Below are 21,709 nucleotides of genomic sequence, written 5' to 3'. Positions count from 1 at the left end.
ATACGTTAAATGGTTAGCTTAAGTCTTCTTCAATTTGGGATTTAAGGTCGTCTAAATCTTCGAATAAAACAAATTCGCCATCCTTTACATACGAAATTTGACCATTTTCCTCCGAAACTACCAAGGAAATCGCATCTGTCTTTTCCGTAATACCAACCGCTGCCCGGTGTCGAAGTCCGAAGCGTAACGGAATGTTTCTGTCATTGCTGACAGGCAAAATAACCCGCGTTGCCGTAATCGTATTTTCTTCAATAATCAGCGCCCCGTCATGAAGCGTACTGTTTTTAAAGAAGATACTTTCGATAATCGGACGGTTGATGGTAATGTTCATTTCATCTCCCGTATTCTTCACAAAATCTAAACTATTGTTTCGCTGAATAACAATCAACGCACCATTTTGCTTCTTTCCCATCCGTTCACAAGCATCAACAATGGCTTTCACGTTAGTCGTGATTCCCGCTTCTTTTGAAAGCAGCCTGAATTGCCTGAAAAAACGCTTTCGTGCATTTAGGTTGGTACTTCCCAACATTAATAGAAATTTTCTGATTTCCTGTTGAAATACCACGATCAAAGCAAACATACCTACGCCTAAAAATCCTCCAAGAATTTTACTCAACAGCTCCATTTGAAGCAGTTTCGTAAGTTCGGAAATCACGACAATGATCACGATCCCGATAAAGATGTTAATTGCGACCGTTCCTTTGATAAGGCGATAGAGGTAGTATAGCAATACAGCTACCAATACGATGTCGATGATATCAATAATACGTAGGTCGAGAAATTCCAATCGGTGGCGGTTTTGTTGCGTAGGTTAAAAGTACTAAAATTCCTGATTGTGCCGAACGGCTTGCGTTAATTGTATGCATTCCATCGCTTCCCGAACATCGTGAACCCTTAAGATATTCGCTCCTTTTTGTAATGCAACAGTGTGGAGCACAGTACTTCCGTTCAAGGCTTCCTTAGCAGAAACATCCAAGGTTTTATAGATGGTCGATTTTCGTGAAATTCCGACCAAAAGCGGTAGGTCGAAAAGGTCAAATAGTTCCAGTTGGTTCAGCAACTGAAAGTTTTGCACAATGTTTTTTGCAAACCCAAAGCCAGGATCCAAAATAATGTCGTTTATACCCTGTTCTCGAGCTGCAGCAATTCGTTCTGAAAAGTAATACGTCACTTCCTTCAGCAAATCGGAATAATCAACGTGCTGTTTCATGGTCTGTGGCGTGCCTTTCATATGCATAGCGATATACGGAACCTGAAGCGAACCTACCGTTTTTAGCATGTTTTCATCCAACTTCCCAGCAGAAATGTCGTTTACAATAGAGACGCCGGCTTCAACCGCCTGACGCGCTATTTCACTCCTAAAAGTGTCAACGGAAAGGAAAGCGTCGGGAAACTGTTTCAAAATTGCTTCAATAGCGGGAAGCACTCTTTCTAATTCTTCACTTATAGAAATGTCATTTGCCCCTGGGCGCGAGCTATAACCACCAATATCCAGAAAAGTAGCGCCTTCCTTCAACATGGTTTCAGCTTGTTCTAGGATAGTAGCGATATTTTGGGTGCTACCACCATCGTAAAAGGAGTCTGGCGTAACATTGATAATGCCCATTACCTTTGGGGTGGAAAGATCGAGTAGCGTACCGCGACAGTTAAGGGATTTCAAATTTTCTAGTTTGATATATTTAAGCGAAATTTACGCAAAATCTTACAGTTGGCATGGCCGATACTTCCCAACAATACGACGAAATTATAGCACAGTGTAGAGAACTGTTCATCAATAAAATGAAGGATTATGGCAGTGCGTGGCGCATTCTTCGCCTTCCTTCGCTAACCGATCAAATTTTTATAAAAGCCCAACGCATACGCGGACTTCAACAGAATGTCGAACGCAAAGTGGACGAGGATGAAAGCAGTGAATTTATCGGAATCATCAACTATTCCGCTATGGCACTCATTCAATTGGAAAAAGGGGTGGTAGAACAGCCCGATCTTTCGCTGGATGATGCGGTAGAGTTGTATGATGAAAAGATTGCACTGACCAAAAAACTGATGTTGGACAAGAATCATGATTATGGTGAAGCATGGCGCGATATGCGCGTGAGTTCGCTAACGGATTTGATTCTACAGAAACTGCTTCGAGTGAAGCAAATCGAAAACAATAAGGGTAAAACACTAGTCAGTGAAGGTATTGATGCGAACTATCAGGATATGATCAATTACGCTGTGTTTGCGCTTATTCTGCTTACCGCAAAATAAGCAAGCACCAATATCAAAGCACCAAGCACCAATATAAAAGTATCAAGCACCAATATCAAAGTACCAAGCACCAATATTAAAATTCCAAATACCCATGGAAAGCGATGAGTTCTTTAAGAGGAAAAGGATTTTTGACTTGGAAGAGCGAACGTTTCAATTTGCGCTTGCATGTAGAAACTGTGTGGATTCACTGGATAAGAACACTTCAAATTTTGAAGATGGAAAGCAACTCATTAGAGCATCAGGTTCCGTTGGAAGTAATTATATTGAGGCAAATGAAAGGGTAGGTGATAAGGATTTTGTTTTCAGATTAAGAATTGCTCGTAAAGAAGCCAAGGAGGCGCAATTTTGGTTACGTTTGCTGGAAGCAAGAAATGAAGGGGTTAAAGAGTTAACACAATTAAAAAAGGAAGCAATGGAACTGAGAAAAATACTTTCGATCATCATAACGAAAGTCACATAATTGTTTTCTTTGGAATTTGAGATTTGGAATTTTGGACTTGGAATTTGGGACTTGGAATTTGGAATTTGACTTTTTGTAATTTAATTTGAACACATGAGAATACTCGTTGGTTTTCTAAGAATATTTGTCGGTATCTTTTTTATCATCAGTGGCATGATAAAGCTGAACGATCCGGTCGGTTTTTCATTTAAGTTGAAGGATTACTTCGCCCCTGAAGTATTGAACTTAGAGTTTCTCGTGCCGTTTGCGTTGGGAATCGCAATGTTCGTGGTCATTTTTGAAGTGATGCTAGGGCTCATGCTCATCATCGGCTACGCCAAGAAGTTTACGCTGTGGAGCTTGCTGTTGATGATTGTCTTCTTCACTTTTTTGACGTTTTATTCGGCCTACTTCAACAAAGTGACCGACTGTGGCTGTTTTGGCGATGCGTTGAAGTTGACGCCATGGCAATCCTTCTACAAGGATGTGGTGCTGTTGGTCATGATTCTCATTCTTTTCTATGGAAGAAGCTATATCGAACCTTTCTTTACCAAAGCTGTAAGAACCCTTGTCACCTTCCTCGGATTTATCGGCTGTATGGGCTTTGGCTATTATGTGTTGCAGCACCTGCCGGTAGTCGATTTTAGACCCTATCATGTGGGTGCCAATATTCAGGAAGGAATGAGTATTCCCGAAAGTGCACCAGAGCCTATTTATGAGTATAACTGGCGTTTTAAGGTGAATGGTGAAGAAAAAATTATTACCACCAATGGCGAATATCCACAATCGGATGGCGAATTCATCGATGTGGAGACGGAGGAAATTCAGGCCGGTTATGAACCACCGATCCATGATTTCAGTATCGAGCGCGATGGCGAGAACTATACGGAAGAAATGCTAAATGAGGAAAAACTGATCGTCGTCGTTGCCTACAGCCTTTCAAATTCCGAAATGAAAGGGTTTCCTAAATTGAAGTCTGCCCTAACTCGAGCACGGGAGGCAGGATATAAAATTATTGGGATGTCGGCTTCCAGTCGTGAAAAAACCGAAGCTTTGACAAAGGAATATGGTTTCGACTTCGATTTTTATTTCTGCGATGAAACAACCTTAAAGACAATCGTACGAAGCAATCCTGGTTTGTTGAAAGTTAGCAAAGGAACCATTCTTCAAAAACTGCATTACAACGATGCCGATGAACTAACAGTAGAGTAGGTGTGGGGCAGTATCTTCTTCAGAAAATAGGGTATGCACTGTTAACACTGTTCGGGGTGGTGACGGTCATCTTTTTGTTGTTTACCATCCTTCCGGGCGATCCTGCTAAAATGATGCTGGGCCAAAATCAGACGGAGGAACAAGTACAGCTAGTAAAGAAGAAGTACGGTTTCGACAAACCCGTTTGGCAGCAGTACTTGTATTATTTAAATGATTTATCACCGCTTTCGTTTCACAGTGAAGATGAAGACAACTACACCTATTTGGACGAAGATAAATATCAAGGAGTATCCTTATTCTCGATCTCTAATACTGAAGTGGCCCTGAAATGGCCGTATTTACGTGAATCGTTTCAGAAAAGCGGGAAGGATGTAACGGCGGTCATTGCCGAAACGCTTCCCAATACGATGGTGTTAGCGGTTTCAGCAATCCTTATCGCAATGGCGTTGGGATTGATATTGGGAATTATTTCGGTGCTGACTAAAGACAGCTGGATCGATAAACTCATTCAGTTAGTCAGTACATTAGGCATGAGTGTTCCTTCCTTTTTTAGTGCGATTCTATTTGCCTGGATTTTCGGCTTTGTCTTGCACGAATACACCAATCTGAATATGACCGGAAGTCTGTATGCGGTCGATGATTTTGGTGAAGGCATCTATATTCAATGGAAAAATCTGATTCTTCCTGCAGTAGTACTGGGAATTCGTCCTTTGGCGGTAGTAACACAATTGGTTCGAAATTCTATGTTGGAAGTGTTGGGGCAGGATTACATCCGAACGGCGAAGGCAAAAGGCTTAAGCTTTGCCAGAATCATTCGGAAGCATGCATTGAAGAATTCGTTAAATCCTGTAGTGACTGCAATTTCAGGGTGGTTTGCCTCGATGTTGGCCGGAGCTGTGTTTGTGGAATATATTTTCGGTTGGAACGGTCTTGGAAAGGAGATTGTCGATGCTTTGAACACCTTAGACTTACCCGTCATTATGGGCGCCGTGATTGTAATTGCAACCCTCTTCATTATCATTAATATCTTGGTAGATGTTGTGTATGGTTGGCTGGATCCGAAGATTAGTCGGTAGGTTTTAGTCTGTAGTCTGTAGTCTGTAGTTGAGAGTAGGGAGTAGGAAGTAGGAAGTAGGGAGTAGTGAGCCTGCCTGTCGGCAGACAGGTAGTGAGTAGGGAGAGTATCTTTTAAACGCCCAACACCCCTAGCCCGCCGAAGGAGGGAAGACCCAACACCTAGCATCCATCATCCATCATCCATCATCCATCATCCAGCACCAAGCACTAAATTCCAAATCTCAAATTCCAAATCTCAAAATAGTTAGTAGTCATTGGACAGTAGGATCCAGATATTTCCAAGATGATTGTTAGCTGCTAAAAAATCTGCATTCTTAATTCTGCATTCGTAATTCTGCATTTATAATTCTGAATTCTCCTCCTCTTTGCTCCTTTGTATCTCTGTCCCTTTGTCTCTTTGATCCTACGCCATAAATATTCCGTATTTTTGCAGTTCACTTTGAATTGATAAAATAGTCACTATATGAGAAAGAAAATAGTTGCGGGAAACTGGAAAATGAACCACGACCTTGCGGAAACAGAAACGTTTTTTAACGAACTGAAGAAACAGATGTTTCCAGAGGACGTTGAAGTCATGATTGCACCGGCCTTTACCAATTTAAACCATGCGTTCACTTCTACACGCGAGCATCCTATTGAAATTGTAGCCCAAAACATGCACCAATCGGATAAGGGTGCTTTTACAGGTGAAATCTCAGCAGCAATGCTGAAAAGCGTAGGGGTGAAAACCGTAATTCTTGGTCATAGTGAACGTCGTGCTGAATTTGGTGAAACTGATGACCTACTATCAGAAAAAGTGAATACGGCTATCGAAAACGAAATGACCATTATTTTCTGTGTGGGCGAGTCGCTTGAAGAGCGAAAAGCTGGAACCCACGAACAAGTGGTCTCAAAGCAATTGGAAGAAGGATTGTTTCATTTATCGGATGTTGGTTTCAAGAATATTGTCGTAGCCTACGAACCGGTTTGGGCCATTGGTACAGGCGAAACTGCATCGCCAGAACAAGCGCAGGAAATGCATGCCAGTATTCGTTCCAGCATTGCCAAGCATTATTCCGATGGCATCGCAAAGGAAACGGCTATTCTCTATGGCGGAAGTGTTAAGCCCGACAATGCAGCCGAGATCTTCGGACAGGAAGATGTGGACGGCGGATTAATAGGCGGTGCTTCGTTGAAAGTTGATTCCTTCATGAAAATTGTCAACGCATTTCAGAAATAGTTCAGCACAATTCTATGGCAAATAGTTATATCGAATACGACTTTACCGTTACACCGCTTCAACCCGCGGTTGAAATATTAATCGCACAGCTTGCCGAGGTAGGTTTTGAAAGCTTTGTGGAAACGGAAACTGGGCTTCAGGCGTATATCCAAAAGGAAGAATGGACAGATAGCGTGCTAAAGGATGTTTCAATATTGAATTCTGAAGAATTCACCTTTCAACATTCGCATTCAGAAATAAAACAAATTAACTGGAACGAGGCTTGGGAGCAGAATTTTAGTCCAATTACGGTTGACGATACTTGCGCCGTTCGTGCCCCATTTCATAAATCGTTCGATGTTCCTTACGAGATTATTATTTCACCCAAAATGTCGTTCGGAACGGGTCACCATGAAACCACTTTTATGATGTTGCAGTATATTTTGGAAGACGATTTCACCAAAAAGAAAGTACTCGATATGGGCTGTGGGACCACGGTGTTGGGCATTATGGCAGAACGGAAAGGCGCCGCTGAGGTAATGGCCGTCGATATTGACGATTGGTGCGTAGAGAATTCAGAAGAAAACATTCAACTAAATAATTGTAAAAACATTACGGTCAAGCAGGGTGATGCTGGAGTATTACCAACGAATCCGAAATATGACATCATCCTCGCAAACATCAATAAAAATATATTGCTGCAGGATATTCCAGTTTACGCGAGATGTTTAAACGATACCGGTGTCATCTATTTTAGTGGTTTTTACAAAGATGACCTAGAAGATATCAAAGAGGTTTGCAATAAGGTCGGACTTCAATACGTTGGAAATAAGCAACGAAACGATTGGATTGCAGCAAAATTTGTAACTTTAGCAGTATGAGTACGAAAGAGAGAATACAGGAAGAATCATCGGTCGCCGAACTAGAGCAGAAGGAGAATCAGATTGTATTGTTTAATGATGAAGTGAATACCTTCGATCATGTTATCAATACATTGATTCACGTATGCGACCACACTCCCGAACAGGCCGAGCAATGTTCAATAATTGTCCATTATAAGGGAAAATGCACCGTAAAAACGGGTTCCTATGACGATTTAAAACCGAGATGTAGTTTATTGCTCGATGCTGGCTTAAGCGCTGAGTTAGTTTAAGTTACATTTTTAACATTTCACTATTATTTAAAGCATTTGTTGTTATATTGGCAATTAATGCTTTATTTTTTTGAATAGTTCATATTTTTTTCGTTATTTTTATCTCAGGTTAACCTAACAAACTATTTACTAATACAAACCTAATAACTATGAGAACCATTAAGTATGGGCTCATGGGCATGCTTGCCTGTAGCCTAACCTTCTTGTCCTGTTCCAAGGACGAAGAATCCCCAGAATCTGAAGAGCAAAACCTTACCCAAGAAATCCCCGAAGCGGTAATGGATGCTGTCAGAACTCTCGAACTCAACGATAACTTTGTGCGCTATGGTACATTTCATTTTCCAGATGGAACTACCGAGCAGCGTGTTTTTATTGAAGAGGACATCGTAATGACCGAAGAACAACTTCTTCAGATGGCCGAAGCGGCACAAAATGCCGATGGCGACCGTCAATACAGTACGAATTATTTAGTAAGCCAAGGTAGAAATATTTCTATCATCGGATATACCGGTGGAAGCCAGGCGTTGTCCAGTAAAGGGCAAACTGCCTTACAATGGGCGGTTAACAATTATAATCGATTAAGCGGAGTATCCATCAGCTTTACCTTAACCTTTGGTACAAACTACCAAAGTAAGGATATGGTGGTATACGATAATACGGTTAATAACCCTAGTGGTGCCGGTGGAAGTGCTGGATTTCCAACCTACAACGGACTACCGCACAAATTTGTTCAGATCTACGGTCTGAATGGATATGATACGAATGTGAACGAACATGTTATCACACATGAAATTGGTCACTCCGTAGGATTCCGTCATACCGACTGGTTCAGCCGTCAGAGCTGTGGCCAGAATGTAAATGAAGGAGCTGGAAGTGTTGGCGCCAATCATGTAAGTGGAACGCCCACGGGATACGATCCAACTTCTATCATGCTAGCTTGTTTTAGTGCAAGTGAAGATGGTGAGTTCAACAACAACGATATCACTGCTTTACAGAATATGTACTAGTCAAGATATAGTTTATTGGAACGCAAAAACCCGGTCGAAGCCGGGTTTTTGTATGTATAAAATGGTTGAATTAGTTAGTTATACGAGTGCTGTTTCTTTTTCTTCTGAAAGTTTTGTTGAAGGGGAATATTGAAATAAGGCTGAATAATCCAAAGCATCAGATATGCCTTCAAGTCTGCTCAAATATGTAACACAGGAGCAAAGTCCTTCGAATAGCATATCCTGCGAAATTTTTATGTTTTGAGATTGATTCTTATGGTGATACGGGAGTTTATAACCACACCCTTTAAGAAACTCAGCTTCCAGTTGAAGTAATTCGCTTGGAAGATACCCATTAAATCGCCTTCCCAAACGTTCGTGAACGGTACCAACATAGCTCAATTGAAGTCCGCCATGCTGTTGCGTAAGGTGTTTCCAGCTATCCGTATTGTCCATAATATTTCCGACAGCACATTGCTTACAGCATTCCGGTTGTAAAGTACCACAATGGAAAGCAGTGTAGAGTTTATTTATGGCATTGTCAAAACGTTCTGGCATTTTCATAAAATCCTTTTTATTAAAAATAAGAAAATTAGACAAGTTTATCAAGGTACCATTAAGGTATGTTTTGCCTTAAATTAAATAATGTTAGCAACATAATCCAAAAACTCAGTAACTTTGAAAAGAGGCGGCTACAGAATTAGTTTTCAAATGGAAAATCTTTTGAAACCGAGAAGAAGCATATGTATACTTTTGCAAGTTGATAGTAGGAGAAATAAAATATCACCTACGTTGGAGGCGATCATCGCAAAAATTCTTTAGATAAATAGGAATAGATCAGAAAACTAACAAAACTCAGAATACGATGAAAAATCAAACCTTTCAAATTGAAATTGAAGCGAAAAGGGAAAGTGTCTGGGCTGTTCTTTGGAATGACAAGACCTACCGGGAATGGACGTCAGCATTTACAGAGGGCTCGCATGCCAAAAGCGATTGGCAGGAAGGGAGTAAAATTCACTTTTTGGACCCAAAGGGTTCTGGGATGGTTGCGATTATTGAAAAGAAAGAAATTCCAGCCAAAATGTTTTTTAAACATATTGGTATTGTTGAGGATGGGGTAGAAGATACCACCAGTGAAAAGGTGAAGGAATGGGCACCTTCCGAAGAAAAGTACTACCTATCGGAAGAAGATGGCACCACACTTCTTCAAGTTCAGATGGAAATGGACGATAAGCATGTTGAAACCTTTAAAGACCTTTGGAGCAAAGCCCTACAAAAGGTTAAGGAGCTTTCAGAGAATTAATGGTTTGAAAAGCATATTTATGCCTTTCAAACCAAATTCAATATGTATTTTTTCAGCTTTATGAACTCAACCGAAGCTTAAGATAGTCCAAGCAATCATATATGGTTGCAAAAATATCTTCTTCAGGAACCAAATCGGGAACGACATCAACCGCTTCCAGCATATCCCTAGGCTGGTCTTGAAGACCGACAAACATCACTTCAATATCCCTAGAACGTAGATCAAAGATGATGTCTTCTAGCGTATAAATTCCTGATTGATCGATATAAGGTACCCTATCCATTCTAAAAATAACAGCATCGACATCGATGGCATGTTTCTTCACCTGATCCTTAAAATAAGAGGTAAAGCCAAAAAACAGCGGGCCATATAGGCGTTTGATAAGTACCTTGTCCTTGTATGTTTTGTAGAATTCACCTTCGTCTTCCCAGGGTGTTTCATCCAAATCGGAAACATTCCCAACTTCAAGTCCGCGTTCACTCATATCGCCCGACTTTTTCATAAACAACAGACATGCTAAGGCGACACCAATTCCTACTGCTTGGATTAAACTACCAAAGGTGGTCATCAAGAGTACGATAACCATAACCACGGCATCCGATTTCGGTACTTTCAATAAATGCTTTAAACCTTTCACATCGATAATCTTAAATCCGATAGGAATCAGTAATCCTGCCAATACACAGAGTGGAATATGCGAAGCCAATGACCCTAGTCCCAATAGCACAGCTAATAAGAAGGTACCGTGAAGCATACCAGAACGACGGGTTCTTCCTCCGGCATTAATATTTACAACCGTACCTTTTGTTGCTCCAGCGCCGGGAATACCTCCGATTAAGGCTCCAATCGTATTACCGATTCCCTGGCCGATTAATTCCCGATTTGAATTATGCTTTGTCTTGGTCATATTATCGGCAATAACAGCTGTAAGCAAGGAATCGATACTACCTAGAATTGCTAGAACGAAAGCATACTCTATGATCAATGTATAGGAAGAGCTTTCGATGCTCATAATCGTGCCAATCTGAAGCGCTGGCAATCCGCTAGGTATATCTCCGATAACCGGAATGTCCATGTTGAAGAAATACCCGATAAGTGTGGCAACGATAAGTGCGACCAAAGCACTTGGAATAGCCTTTGTTACTTTTGGCCAAATGAAATACACAACAACAGTTATAGCACCGAGCAGCATGGCTTGAAGGTTATATTCTTCCAACAACCTGGGCATATCTTTTATAACTTTTACGGTTGATTTTGGTGAATCCAATCCAGCGAAAGGAAAAATTTGTAGAATTATGATAATCAAACCGACCCCGCTCATAAACCCTGATATTACGGGGTACGGAAAGTATTTAACGTAGCCAGCAATATTTAAAAAACCAAACACAATTTGCAAGAGACCTGCTAGAAGAAAGGAGGCTAATATTATACCCATTCCCGCTTCCAGGCTACCGGTAACTTCAATGGCTCCGGCCACTAGTGCTGCAGAAACAACGGTCATCGGACCAGTGGGTCCACTTGCTTGTGTTTCGGTACCTCCGAAAGCTGCAGCGAATATTCCGATTGCAATAGCGCCATAGAGTCCGGCCGTAGCGCCCATTCCGGATTGTACACCGAAAGCTAAGGCTAACGGAAGTGCTACCACACCGGCAACAAGCCCGCCCATGATATCGCCTTTCAGATTGTTTAATTGGAGAAATTTAGGTGTCTTCATCTATATTCTAAGTTTAAGGCTATAAGATATTAAAGCAAATCTGATTTTTTTAGCGTTTTTGACAGATTATTTTGAAGGTATGCAAAGAAACTAAGGTTTTATGCGAATTGGAAGGTTTTTAAAACGAAAACCGTATGTGTTGGGTATGGTTTATTGGTATTGTAAGTTCGAAAGGGTGGGCGTTACACTGACATCCATCCAGAACGTTGTCTTGAAAGTAATTCAAACAAAAAAACGCTCAAGCAAACTTGGCGTTTTTTCTTATGGAACTATTTATTGTGACCTCGCCAACGACCGAACGGTTGCAAAATATCCTGTGGATGTTTTGTAGTGAGGGGCGAGGCGGTGCGCGGGCATCCTGCCGGGGCAGGATTACTCGCTATACTCTTGATACCAGCAGGATTACCTCTGGTGATCCTTTGAACCCTCTCCTGAAAATGCAAATATGCATCACTAAAGTGCTGCGGTTTTGTAATTCTTGTTCGTATACGAAAGGATATCTTTCGACACTCCAAAATACAAAACCCTGCATTTTCATGCAGGGTCTGCGAGTTAAGTGACCTCGCCAGGATTCAAACCTGGAACCTTCTGAGCCGTAATCAGATGCGCTATTCAGTTGCGCCACGAGGCCATATGTTTTTCTTTCTCCATCTTCTTCCAGCTGCAGATTTGAGATATTTTTCTCGATTCCTTGCTTCCAGTCGAGTTTCAAAAGTTTCTTGATGAACGATTTTCCAAGGCAGGTATGGCTTTGTTGAAGCAACCTTTTCACTGTTGTGTTCATCAAGTCGTCTTACTAAATTGTTGGTGATACCAACATAATATCTTTCTGACATTGAACTGTAAAGAACATATACATAAAACATCCTTAGTATTTTATGCGCCCCACCCGAACGCCCGCCTGACAACTTTCGGGCAGGTGCCGTTCGGTACGGGCGGGCACGAGGCCCGATATTTTAATGTAAGCCCTTAGAAAAATATGACTTTCTAGGGGCTTGCCCGCCAAAAAGGAAAAGAAAAACTGTTTCCTTGAAAGGCGGGTGCAAATATATTTCTTTTTACCTTTATAGACAAAGCACTTTTCAAAAAAATAGCATGGATTTAGAAAAATACATACGCGCCATACCCGATTTTCCGAAACCTGGTGTCGATTTTAAAGATATTACGCCTCTTTTGGCAGATGCCGAGGCATTACAATACTGTCTCGAGCAACTTACGTTATTGGCGAATGCCAAAATTGATAAGGTAGTAGGAATTGAATCACGTGGCTTTTTCTTCGCAAGTCTATTGGCAAAAGAATTGAATGCAGGCTTTGTACCCATTCGGAAAGGAGGGAAGCTGCCGTTTCAAACCCTGAAACAGCCCTATACCCTAGAATATGGGATGGATGCCTTGGAAATTCACGAAGATGCCATAAAAGAAGGAGAAAAAGTGCTTTTGCACGATGATGTGCTGGCTACAGGCGGTACCGCGAGAGCTGCCTGTAAATTAATTGAGCAACTTGGCGGGACAATTATTCAATGTAATTTTCTAATAGAACTGGAGTTTCTTAAAGGAAGTGAAAAGTTAAAGAAGTACGAAGTTCGGTCGTTGATGAGTTACTGATTCACTGCATTTTTTGTTACCCACATCTTATAGGCAAACAAAGCCAACTGAAGCTTTGACGCTTTTGACAGATCGACATCTTTTTTGGTGAAGCTTGGTAGCACTTTCTTGTTTAGCTGAGCGAGTCCTTTAAAGAATGTTCGTTTTAATCCCATAACCCTCTAAAAATAACAAACCTCCCGAAAAGCAACGAGAGGTTTAAGAATAATATAAGAATTGAGGATGCCTAATTCTTGGTTTTAATTTCAATAACGCCATCCATAGCCTTCGGACCATATTTATCGACCGCCTTTTTACCCTTTATAACATTTACGGATTCAATTTGTTCTGGTAAGATCTCCTGTAAGGCATCTCGCTCGCGTACTTTTCCATCTACGACGATAAGCGGTTGACCATTATCCGATATATGTCCTGCTCCAAATTGGACGTTTCGATGTTTATTCCTTATTATACGAACGGAATCATCCATGGCACCACGTCGAACCCGAATGCGTTCTTCACGTAGCGAATCGCGTTGCATCCCCATTTCATCGCGCATTGCTTCACGTCTTGCTCGCATTTCCTCCCGCATATCTCGACGACGTTCTTCTCTTTCCACCTCCATTTCGACACGGCGCTCTTCCATTTCTTTCCGACGTATTTCCATTTCTTCCCTGCGTTCCGCCATTTTTTGCTCCACTTCTTCCATAGAAGCGTTTGCTTCGGCTTTCGACTTAAGGTTTCCGATGGAAAGGCCTCCATTCGCTTTGCGAATGATGTGAATGTCATTAATCGGTGAGTCGCTGCTGGTATGGTATTGCGATTTATTTCCGGAGAATTCGTCTTCAACCACAATACGGATGCCGATTATTTCACCTGCAGCATTGCGCTTCACTTTTTTATAGTCGAATTCAACTTTATGTTCATCCAATAGCATCCGTTTCATTTGATCAAGGTCGGCATCCGAAGAATTTTTGGTAATAGTTACATGAACGATTTCCTGAGTTTCTTGCACCGCAGTAGAAACGGGTTCTTCATTTTTACTAATGGAAGAAACCTTTTCATTCGTGGCAGCCTCCTTTTCAATTTTCGAAGAGGTTGTCGTATTTGGTTCCGTAGATGCGGTTTCACCACCAATTTCTGAAACAGTAGTAGGGGTATTATCGGAAGTATTCGTCTCGATACTATTCCATTCGACTCTTTCCTTCACATTAAAACTCCAAAAGAATACCGCCAATAAAGGAAGGATAGCGATAATCTTGAATTTGTGAAACCTATTAGAACTGTTTTTGTTTAGCATAATAATTCGTTTTTTGATGTTTGATTGATAAAAGGTACTGGCAAGCGCTGGCGTAGATAGCGGTAGGGCGTTCTTCACCATTGCCAATTGATATGTTTTCGGGGAAGGAGCCACTGAAATACTTTCACGGTCCGCCAAATATTCCAGGTTGGTCATAATAGACTTTCGATAAATCCATGCAAACGGATTGAACCATTGTAAACAAACAAGAAGATTGGCTATCAGTATGTCTATCGAGTGAAATTGTCGCGCATGAGCAGTTTCGTGCGCTAGAATCATCTGTACTTCAGCCTTACTATGTTGTTCAGGATTGTAAACAATATGGTTGAAAAAGGAGAAAGGGGCGAGCGAGCGATTCGTAATATGGTAAACAATCGTGCCTTTTCGGATGCTACGGATATCTTTTAGAAGATGCAAAAGACCTCCTATTTGAATGAGCATTCGAATGAAAAACGCTGCTACTATAATAAGGTAGGAATAAAGTCCAATTGTTATCCAAGAAACCATAGCCGTTTCTTCGGCATCGGGGGAAAAATTTTCAGCCCCTTGTGATATAAGAAGTTCTGCAGGAAGTTCTTTCTGCACCACCGTTTCAAAAATGAGGAACGGCAAAATGAAGGAGACCGCTATCCCCGATAGAAGGAACCAACGGTGAAGACTAAAGTGCGTATCCTGCTTCAGGAAAAGCTGATAAACGCCTAAAAAGAGCGATAGCACTAGCGCCGATTTCAACATGGGAAAAAATAGTTCCATTACGACTTGTTTTCTATGATGGCTAAAATTTCACGTAGTTCGTCGGCAGAAATCTTTTCCTCTTCAGCAAAAAAGGAAACAACATTCTTATAATTATTGTTGAAGTATTTCTTCATGGCATGCTGCATAAATGTTCTTGTATACGCTTCCTTGCTTATAATGGGATAATATTGATGCGTTTTTCCATAAGCGTTATAGGAAACATAACCTTTTTCCTCCAAATTTCGAACAATGGTCGAAATAGTATTATAATGATTATCAGAAGGAAGTGTCACCACTAGCTCTTTAACAAATGCCTTGCCAAGTTTCCAAAGCGCTTGCATCACTTCTTCTTCCTTATTGGTCAATTTTTCCATGTGTTTTATTAAAATTGGACTTCAAACATAAAACTATTTTTATAGTTATACAACTAATGTTGTAGTTATATAACGAAAAATTTAGTTTTTATTGTGCTATTGTAGGTACTTATGGTATCATTTTTTAGTTTTAAAGCCAATTCCGTTGTGTTCGGAAAAGGTATTTCAAATTAGTATCTTCGCTACCTTATTAGTTGAAATGAGCATACTGTTTATATTTATCGGACTGGTTTTACTGGTTGTTGGGGGAGAGTTTTTGGTTCGCGCTTCCGTGGGATTGTCTTTCAAGCTGCGGTTGTCGAAAATGGTCATTGGACTTACGGTCGTATCGTTTGCAACTTCTGCTCCCGAACTATTGGTTAGTGTTCAGGCCGCACTTGATGGTTTTTCGGATATCTCTTTGGGAAATGTAATAGGTTCCAATGTCGCGAATATCGGTTTGGTACTCGGCGTAACAGCCTTAATTGCACCCTTGGCTATAGATCGTGATTTCTATAAGTTCAATTGGCCGGCCATGATGTTGCTGTCACTCCTATTCTATATGTTGTTGAAGAATGGCGGCGATATCACTAGGATGGAAGGAGGACTGCTACTGCTATCCTTATTCGCTTATCTATTTTTCTTGCTTCAACGTGCAAAAAAACAGCGTAAGGCGGAAGGTGCTTCCGAAGAAGTAGATGATAGTCTTTCCGACACTTCTAATTTCAAAATAATCATATGGCTCATTATAGGTGGCGTTGCACTTTGGGGCGGATCGGAACTGTTAGTGATGGGTGCCGTAGATCTAGCATTGGCCTTGGGCGTTACCGAAAGGGTCATTGCCGTAACTATGATAGCTGTAGGAACGAGTGTTCCCGAATTGGCCGCTTCCGTCATTGCAGCCGCCAAAAAGGAAAAAGCAATTTCACTAGGAAATCTAATCGGTTCCAATATCTTCAATATTGCTTCAGTAATAGGTATCACATCCCTTATACAACCCATCTTTGCGAAAAGCCCTGAGGTAGTGTCCAGCGATATCTTTTGGATGCTGGGATTTGCAGCCGTATTGCTACCCTTGGCATTTCTTCCAAAGCGTTTTGAAATAGGAAGATTCAAAGGGCTTCTTATCGTTGTAGCGTATGGTATTTTTATCAGTTTGGCTTTCATTTCCTAAAGCACCCCATTTTCCAAGGGGGTGATCTTGGATTAGAATTGAAATTTTACGATTTAAGGGGTGTTATCGAGTGGGTTATTAACAGTTAAATTCAATTTATCAATAACTTAACAGTAAATTTTAGGGGGTGGTGGTTAAAAAAGTTTATTTTTGCCTCGTTCAACCTTAAAATATAACAAATGGCAACGCTTAGATTTAAAGCAATTGCAGAAACCTTTAACAGAAAACCCCAACCCGTAACGGAAGCGGAGAGACGCTCAGCCGTCTTTGGAAGTAATACGTTCAACCAAAGTGCGATGCGTCAGTACCTTACCAAATCTTCTTATAATGCAGTCATGGCTGCTATTGAAAAAGGAGAAAAGATAGACCGTGATGTAGCCGACCACATTTCAACAGGAATGAAGGAATGGGCTATTAGCAAAGGAGCTACTCACTACACACACTGGTTTCAGCCGCTTACAGGAGCAACTGCTGAAAAGCATGATGCTTTCTTCGAAACAACAAGCGACGGACAGGCGATTGAAAAATTTGGTGGTGGACAATTAGTTCAACAAGAGCCTGATGCCTCTAGTTTTCCAAATGGTGGAATTCGAAATACTTTTGAAGCTCGTGGTTACACCGCTTGGGATCCAACGTCTCCAGCATTCGTATATGGAACGACCTTATGTATTCCAACGATTTTTGTAGCCTATACCGGTGAAGCATTAGATTATAAAACACCCTTGCTTCGAGCGCTTCAGGAAGTAGATAAAGCAGCAACTGCTGTTGCAAAATATTTTGATAAGAACGTTACAAAAGTAAATGCAACCCTTGGATGGGAACAGGAATATTTCTTGATAGATAAAGCCTTAGCGTCGTCTCGCCCCGATATTACCTTGTCTGGTCGAACGCTTTTAGGACATTCCTCTGCAAAAGGACAGCAATTGGATGACCATTATTTTGGATCTATCCCGTCACGTGTCCTTAATTATATGCGCGATTTGGAAAATGAGTGTATGTTGCTCGGTATTCCAGTGAAAACGCGTCACAATGAGGTGGCACCAAATCAATTCGAGCTGGCCCCAATTTTTGAGGAAGCGAACCTTGCGGTAGACCATAATTCACTTCTTATGGATGTGATGGATAAAATTGCGGATCGTCATAATTTCAAAGTATTATTTCACGAGAAACCATTTGCTGGAGTAAATGGTAGTGGAAAACACAATAACTGGTCATTGGCAACCGACACAGGCGTAAACTTATTGGGTCCTGGCAGTACGCCGATGAAAAATTTACAGTTCCTTACCTTCTTTATCAATACCCTTAAAGCGGTAAATGAATATGAAGAGTTGCTAAGAGCGTCTATCGGTAGTGCAAGTAACGACCACCGACTAGGAGCTAATGAAGCACCGCCGGCGATTATCTCTGCCTTTATCGGATCGCAGCTTACTTCAGTATTGGACCAGTTGGAAAAAGTGAAGAGCGGAAAGCTTTCACCCGAAGATAAAACCGACCTTAAATTAAATGTAGTCGGTAAGATTCCAGAGATATTATTGGACAACACCGACCGTAACCGTACGTCGCCATTCGCCTTTACAGGAAATAAATTTGAGTTCCGTGCCGTAGGATCGTATGCCAACTGTGCAAACCCGATGACTGTTATGAATGCGATTATGGCGAAACAGTTGAAGGACTTTAAAGAGGAAGTAGACAGCCTTATTAAAGGGAAGAAGATGAAGAAGGACGATGCGATCTTCAACGTGTTGCGTGAATATATTAAAGATAGTAAGCGCATTCGCTTTGAAGGAGATGGATATGGTGAAGCTTGGGAAAAAGAAGCGAAGAAGCGTGGCCTAAGCAATAACAAAACGACTCCGGAAGCCTTGAAAGCGAAAATCGATAAGAAGTCGATTTCACTTTTCGAAGACCTTAATATTATGAGTAAGGTTGAAATGGAGGCGCGATATGAAATCGAAATGGAGGAATATGCGATGCGTATCCAAATTGAAGGTCGAACGCTTGGCGATATTGCACGTAATCATGTGATACCAACGGCTATTCGATACCAAAACATTTTGATTAAGAATGTTCGTGGGTTGAAAGAGATTTATGGAAAAGACTTCAAGTCGTATGCGACAGAGCAAATGAATTTGGTAGAACAGATTTCAGAGCATATCGCAAATATCAATAAAGGGATTACCGATATGATTGAAGCGCGTAAGAAAGCTAACAAAATTGAAGATGCTGAAAAACGTGCCAAGGAATATTGCAACGAGGTGAAACCATTCTTCGAAGTAATTCGATACCATTGTGATAAACTTGAATTATTGGTAGACGATGAAATTTGGCCACTTACTAAATACCGTGAGTTGCTGTTTACCAGATAATTATAAAATAATTTGTAGGAAAATGCCGCCTAAAATCTTGGATTTTGGCGGCATTTTTTGTAGGAATCAATTTTCTTTTCTAGGTTCTTAACATTTTTTTAATATAAATTCCACTGTTAAAATTTAATGCATTTTATCGAATGATTAAAACTAGTCAGCGATTAAAGCAATGAATTTGTAGGAAATATATTACAATACTTTATTGATTTTCAGGGGTATACGTGTATGTACGTATTTCAGATGCCAATCTTTATTCACATTTTTGAAAGGAAATTCGCACGGAGCTTGAGCTCCTAAGAATCGAAAAATAACTCCTCATTACATAAAGACCATTCGTGTCTTAAAGCCTTTAAAATAGTTTACAAAACTGAACTGTGAGCAACGGCGATTGTTTCTCAGGGTGAAGGTCCTGTGTGAATTTCAAACATTTAAATCGAATTAGTAATTTAAAATCTATCAATGAAAAAGGTTATTCTAAGTGCTGCAGCGTTATGCTGTGGAGCGACACTCTTCGCACAATCAAATGTAAGTGTAGTAGACCAAGAGGGCAACAATGATGAATCTGTGGTGGTACAACAAGGATTGGAAAACGATTCTGATGTATGGCAACGAAACGATGATCATGACTCAAATGTGTATCAAGAAGGCGATCGTAACAGATCTCGCGTAAACCAAGCTGCTGGTACTGGAGATGCAGCCGATGTTTACCAATTAGGAGACGACAACGATAGCTATGTACTACAACGTGGTTCCGACCATGATGCTGATGTAGACCAAGAAGGCGACCGTAATAACAGCCAATTGCGTCAGCGCTATGGTGACAATAATGACGGAACTGTCTTTCAGGATGGTGATGACAACATCAGTAACCACAATCAGAGTGGAAACGACAACCTTCTTTTCGTAGAACAAGTTGGAAACGATAACCGCAGTGTTGGTATTCAAGATGGTGACTTAAACGAAGAAGAAACCAAGCAATTTGGAGACAACAACAACACTGAAGTTTTTCAAACGGGAGACCTAAACTTGTCTAAAGCACGTCATAGTGGTGACAATAACGACTCTGAAGTTGAACAAACAGGTAATGACAACCGTGGAATTCTTCGTGTAGGAGGTAGTGATAACACTACAGTGCTTATGCAAATCGGAGATCGTAACAACTCTGTTACCGAAATCTCTGGAAGTGGTGGAAGCGACTTCAACACAGTTGATATTGATCAAGTAGGTGATGACAACGGAATGCTAATCGACGTAAATGGCGATAGCAACGACGTTGATGTTCGTCAATATGGGGATCGTAACAACGCCAACGATGATTTTCTTCCAGGAGAAGGTATTAACATCATCGGAAATGACAACACTGCAGAAATCGTTCAGTCCGGAGACGATAACAACAGCTACATCCGTACAACTGGTGATGACAACAGTGCTAAAACGGCACAAGTTGGAAACATGAACGAATCTGATATTGTTCAGGAAGGCGATAGCAACCACGCATATGCACGTTCTGAAGGAAACAGCAATACTAGCTCTATCGAGCAGTATGGAAACAACAACAACGGTCTTTTGATCGGTGGTGGACAAGTAGGTGACTTAAACCAAAGCACAATGCTTCAAACAGGTGACCATAACACGTCTCGTGTTTCTCAATTTGGAGATGAAAATATCTCTGAAGTAACACAAACTGGTGACTGGAACGTAAGTGATGTTCTTCAAGAAGGAGAAAGCCACATGAGTACAGTAGACCAAATGGGGAATAATAACATGAGTGACGTTCACCAAAGCAACTAAAATTAAATTTTAACCAAGTAAATATTTTATTATGAAAAAAGTAATGTTAAGTGCAGCAGCCTTGTTCTGCGGAACAATCATGTTTGCACAAATGAATGATAGCGATGTTGATCAAAACGGAAACGACCACGATGCTATCGTATCACAAACTGGAGCTACTAACGATTCTGATGTAGACCAAGATGGAAACTCCAACTTGGCTGAGGTTACTCAGGATGGAACGTCTAATTACTCTTTCGTTGATCAGAATGATGGCGATAATGGTGAAAACCGTAACAGTGAAGCCTATGTAGACCAAGAGGGTAACGATAACGAATCGTATGTTGTTCAGGAATTGGACGACGAGATTGCGTTTGTAAACCAATTAGGAGACAACAACGTATCTGATGTATTCCAAACAGGTTCTTCGAACCTTACCAATATCGATCAAGACGGTAATGGTAACCTTGCAATCGCAAACCAGGATGGTGACGCGGGAAGCACTGAGCCTAACAACGTAATCGATATCGATCAGATAGGAGATAGCAATGTCGCTGCTTCTTACCAAGTAGGCGAAATCAACTACTCGAAAATTGAGCAAACAGGTAACGGTAACGTTGCAGGTGCCTACCAAAGCGGTATGGACAACAGTTCTGAAATGTACCAAACAGGAAATGGGAATATTTCTGGAGTAGCTCAGTTCGGTGAAGAAAACGAAAGTACTGTAACGCAAAATGGCGACGGTAACCTTTCTGGTGTTCTTCAAGTAGGTGAAGGAAACATGAGCACTGTTCTTCAAGACGGTAACGGAAACGCAAGTGGCGTTCTTCAATTAGGAGAAGACCATATGAGCACCGTAGACCAAATTGGAAACGGAAACGGTTCAGCTGTATTCCAGAGTAACTAATCAAAATAAATCCTTTAGGGTGTAACTACCTTTCTCCGTTAGTAGGAGGAATTATAAAGGATAGCTTTTTTGAAACCAATCGAATGCTTGTCATTCGGTTGGTTTTTTATTTAAATGAATTTCAAAGTCAAACTTCTTGAAACTTTAACTTTTTATTTCTGTTAATCTTTCCTGTCCTTCAT

General features: G+C 40.9%; 21 protein-coding genes and 1 tRNA gene. 14 read left to right on the top strand and 8 right to left on the bottom strand.

Annotation, left to right across the window (positions count from 1 at the left end; genetic code table 11):
• Positions 1 to 13: 13 nt before the first annotated feature.
• Entirely contained in the window at positions 14 to 787 is a 774-nt protein-coding gene (locus I4Q58_RS02760) for a diadenylate cyclase (RefSeq protein ID WP_203293467.1), read from the bottom strand.
• Between the two features lie 33 nt (positions 788 to 820).
• The gene (gene folP, locus I4Q58_RS02755) at positions 821 to 1,606 is read right to left on the bottom strand and encodes a dihydropteroate synthase (RefSeq protein ID WP_203294350.1); all 786 of its coding nucleotides are present in this window, start codon (positions 1,604 to 1,606) and stop codon (positions 821 to 823) included.
• Positions 1,607 to 1,713: 107 nt separating this feature from the next.
• On the opposite strand from folP, the gene I4Q58_RS02750 reads away from it, so the two are divergent.
• The 8 genes from I4Q58_RS02750 to I4Q58_RS02715 all read left to right on the top strand — a co-directional run bounded on the left by I4Q58_RS02750 (position 1,714) and on the right by I4Q58_RS02715 (position 8,342).
• Positions 1,714 to 2,253: a DUF1599 domain-containing protein gene (locus I4Q58_RS02750; protein WP_203293465.1), complete on the top strand. Its 540-nt coding sequence runs from the start codon at positions 1,714 to 1,716 to the stop codon at positions 2,251 to 2,253.
• A 94-nt stretch (positions 2,254 to 2,347) separates the two neighbouring features.
• Positions 2,348 to 2,716 (top strand): four helix bundle protein, encoded by a 369-nt coding sequence (locus I4Q58_RS02745; protein WP_203293463.1) that lies wholly within the window; start codon positions 2,348 to 2,350, stop codon positions 2,714 to 2,716.
• A 93-nt stretch (positions 2,717 to 2,809) separates the two neighbouring features.
• A complete protein-coding gene (locus tag I4Q58_RS02740) occupies positions 2,810 to 3,907 on the top strand; it encodes a BT_3928 family protein (protein WP_203293461.1) in 1,098 nt (365 codons plus the stop codon).
• A 2-nt stretch (positions 3,908 to 3,909) separates the two neighbouring features.
• Entirely contained in the window at positions 3,910 to 4,983 is a 1,074-nt protein-coding gene (locus tag I4Q58_RS02735; RefSeq protein ID WP_203293460.1) for an ABC transporter permease, read from the top strand.
• Positions 4,984 to 5,447: 464 nt separating this feature from the next.
• Positions 5,448 to 6,203, top strand: a complete 756-nt coding sequence (tpiA, locus tag I4Q58_RS02730) for a triose-phosphate isomerase (protein WP_203293458.1) — start codon at positions 5,448 to 5,450, stop codon at positions 6,201 to 6,203.
• Between the two features lie 14 nt (positions 6,204 to 6,217).
• Entirely contained in the window at positions 6,218 to 7,063 is an 846-nt protein-coding gene (gene prmA / locus I4Q58_RS02725; RefSeq protein WP_203293456.1) for a 50S ribosomal protein L11 methyltransferase, read from the top strand.
• Positions 7,060 to 7,335 (top strand): ATP-dependent Clp protease adaptor ClpS, encoded by a 276-nt coding sequence (locus tag I4Q58_RS02720; RefSeq protein ID WP_203293454.1) that lies wholly within the window; start codon positions 7,060 to 7,062, stop codon positions 7,333 to 7,335. The genes prmA and I4Q58_RS02720 overlap by 4 nt, the downstream gene beginning before the upstream one ends.
• A gap of 149 nt (positions 7,336 to 7,484) precedes the next feature.
• Complete coding sequence (locus I4Q58_RS02715) at positions 7,485 to 8,342, top strand: M57 family metalloprotease (protein WP_203293452.1); 858 nt, start codon at positions 7,485 to 7,487, stop codon at positions 8,340 to 8,342.
• Positions 8,343 to 8,420: 78 nt separating this feature from the next.
• Here I4Q58_RS02715 and I4Q58_RS02710 read toward each other — a convergent pair whose 3' ends face one another.
• The gene (locus I4Q58_RS02710; protein ID WP_203293450.1) at positions 8,421 to 8,885 is read right to left on the bottom strand and encodes a Na(+)-translocating NADH-quinone reductase subunit F; all 465 of its coding nucleotides are present in this window, start codon (positions 8,883 to 8,885) and stop codon (positions 8,421 to 8,423) included.
• Between the two features lie 301 nt (positions 8,886 to 9,186).
• Between I4Q58_RS02710 and I4Q58_RS02705 the strand changes: the two genes are divergently transcribed.
• Positions 9,187 to 9,624, top strand: coding sequence for an SRPBCC family protein (locus I4Q58_RS02705; RefSeq protein ID WP_203293448.1), 438 nt, complete (start codon positions 9,187 to 9,189; stop codon positions 9,622 to 9,624).
• Between the two features lie 58 nt (positions 9,625 to 9,682).
• Here I4Q58_RS02705 and I4Q58_RS02700 read toward each other — a convergent pair whose 3' ends face one another.
• The 3 genes from I4Q58_RS02700 to I4Q58_RS02690 form a co-directional block, all read right to left on the bottom strand.
• On the bottom strand, positions 9,683 to 11,338 hold the full coding sequence (locus I4Q58_RS02700; RefSeq protein ID WP_203293446.1) for a SulP family inorganic anion transporter: 1,656 nt from the start codon (positions 11,336 to 11,338) through the stop codon (positions 9,683 to 9,685).
• Between the two features lie 557 nt (positions 11,339 to 11,895).
• A tRNA-Arg gene (locus I4Q58_RS02695) sits at positions 11,896 to 11,969 on the bottom strand.
• Positions 11,947 to 12,204: a GIY-YIG nuclease family protein gene (locus I4Q58_RS02690; RefSeq protein WP_203293444.1), complete on the bottom strand. Its 258-nt coding sequence runs from the start codon at positions 12,202 to 12,204 to the stop codon at positions 11,947 to 11,949. The genes I4Q58_RS02695 and I4Q58_RS02690 overlap by 23 nt, the downstream gene beginning before the upstream one ends.
• Before the next feature lie 229 nt (positions 12,205 to 12,433).
• Between I4Q58_RS02690 and I4Q58_RS02685 the strand changes: the two genes are divergently transcribed.
• Positions 12,434 to 12,943 carry an adenine phosphoribosyltransferase gene (locus tag I4Q58_RS02685; RefSeq protein ID WP_203293442.1) on the top strand — a complete coding sequence of 170 codons (510 nt, stop codon included), beginning with the start codon at positions 12,434 to 12,436 and terminating at the stop codon, positions 12,941 to 12,943.
• A gap of 226 nt (positions 12,944 to 13,169) precedes the next feature.
• Here the strand turns inward: I4Q58_RS02685 and I4Q58_RS02680 are convergent, their stop codons facing one another.
• Positions 13,170 to 14,975 carry a M56 family metallopeptidase gene (locus I4Q58_RS02680; RefSeq protein WP_203293440.1) on the bottom strand — a complete coding sequence of 602 codons (1,806 nt, stop codon included), beginning with the start codon at positions 14,973 to 14,975 and terminating at the stop codon, positions 13,170 to 13,172.
• Positions 14,975 to 15,331 (bottom strand): BlaI/MecI/CopY family transcriptional regulator, encoded by a 357-nt coding sequence (locus I4Q58_RS02675; RefSeq protein ID WP_203293438.1) that lies wholly within the window; start codon positions 15,329 to 15,331, stop codon positions 14,975 to 14,977. The genes I4Q58_RS02680 and I4Q58_RS02675 overlap by 1 nt, the downstream gene beginning before the upstream one ends.
• A gap of 199 nt (positions 15,332 to 15,530) precedes the next feature.
• Here I4Q58_RS02675 and I4Q58_RS02670 point away from each other — a divergent pair, with 199 nt between their 5' ends.
• The 4 genes from I4Q58_RS02670 to I4Q58_RS02655 all read left to right on the top strand — a co-directional run bounded on the left by I4Q58_RS02670 (position 15,531) and on the right by I4Q58_RS02655 (position 21,527).
• Positions 15,531 to 16,484, top strand: coding sequence for a calcium/sodium antiporter (locus tag I4Q58_RS02670; protein WP_203293436.1), 954 nt, complete (start codon positions 15,531 to 15,533; stop codon positions 16,482 to 16,484).
• 179 nt (positions 16,485 to 16,663) lie between these two features.
• Positions 16,664 to 18,850: a glutamine synthetase III family protein gene (locus tag I4Q58_RS02665; protein ID WP_203293434.1), complete on the top strand. Its 2,187-nt coding sequence runs from the start codon at positions 16,664 to 16,666 to the stop codon at positions 18,848 to 18,850.
• Positions 18,851 to 19,309: 459 nt separating this feature from the next.
• Positions 19,310 to 20,641, top strand: a complete 1,332-nt coding sequence (locus tag I4Q58_RS02660; protein ID WP_203293432.1) for a hypothetical protein — start codon at positions 19,310 to 19,312, stop codon at positions 20,639 to 20,641.
• A 31-nt stretch (positions 20,642 to 20,672) separates the two neighbouring features.
• Positions 20,673 to 21,527, top strand: coding sequence for a hypothetical protein (locus I4Q58_RS02655; protein WP_203293430.1), 855 nt, complete (start codon positions 20,673 to 20,675; stop codon positions 21,525 to 21,527).
• The last annotated feature ends 182 nt before the right edge of the window (positions 21,528 to 21,709 follow it).

This window comes from Luteirhabdus pelagi (assembly GCF_016827595.1).
Lineage (GTDB): Bacteria > Bacteroidota > Bacteroidia > Flavobacteriales > Flavobacteriaceae > Luteirhabdus > Luteirhabdus pelagi.
Note: the sequence above shows the minus strand (reverse complement) of the source record. Positions and strands in the feature narration are given on the sequence as shown.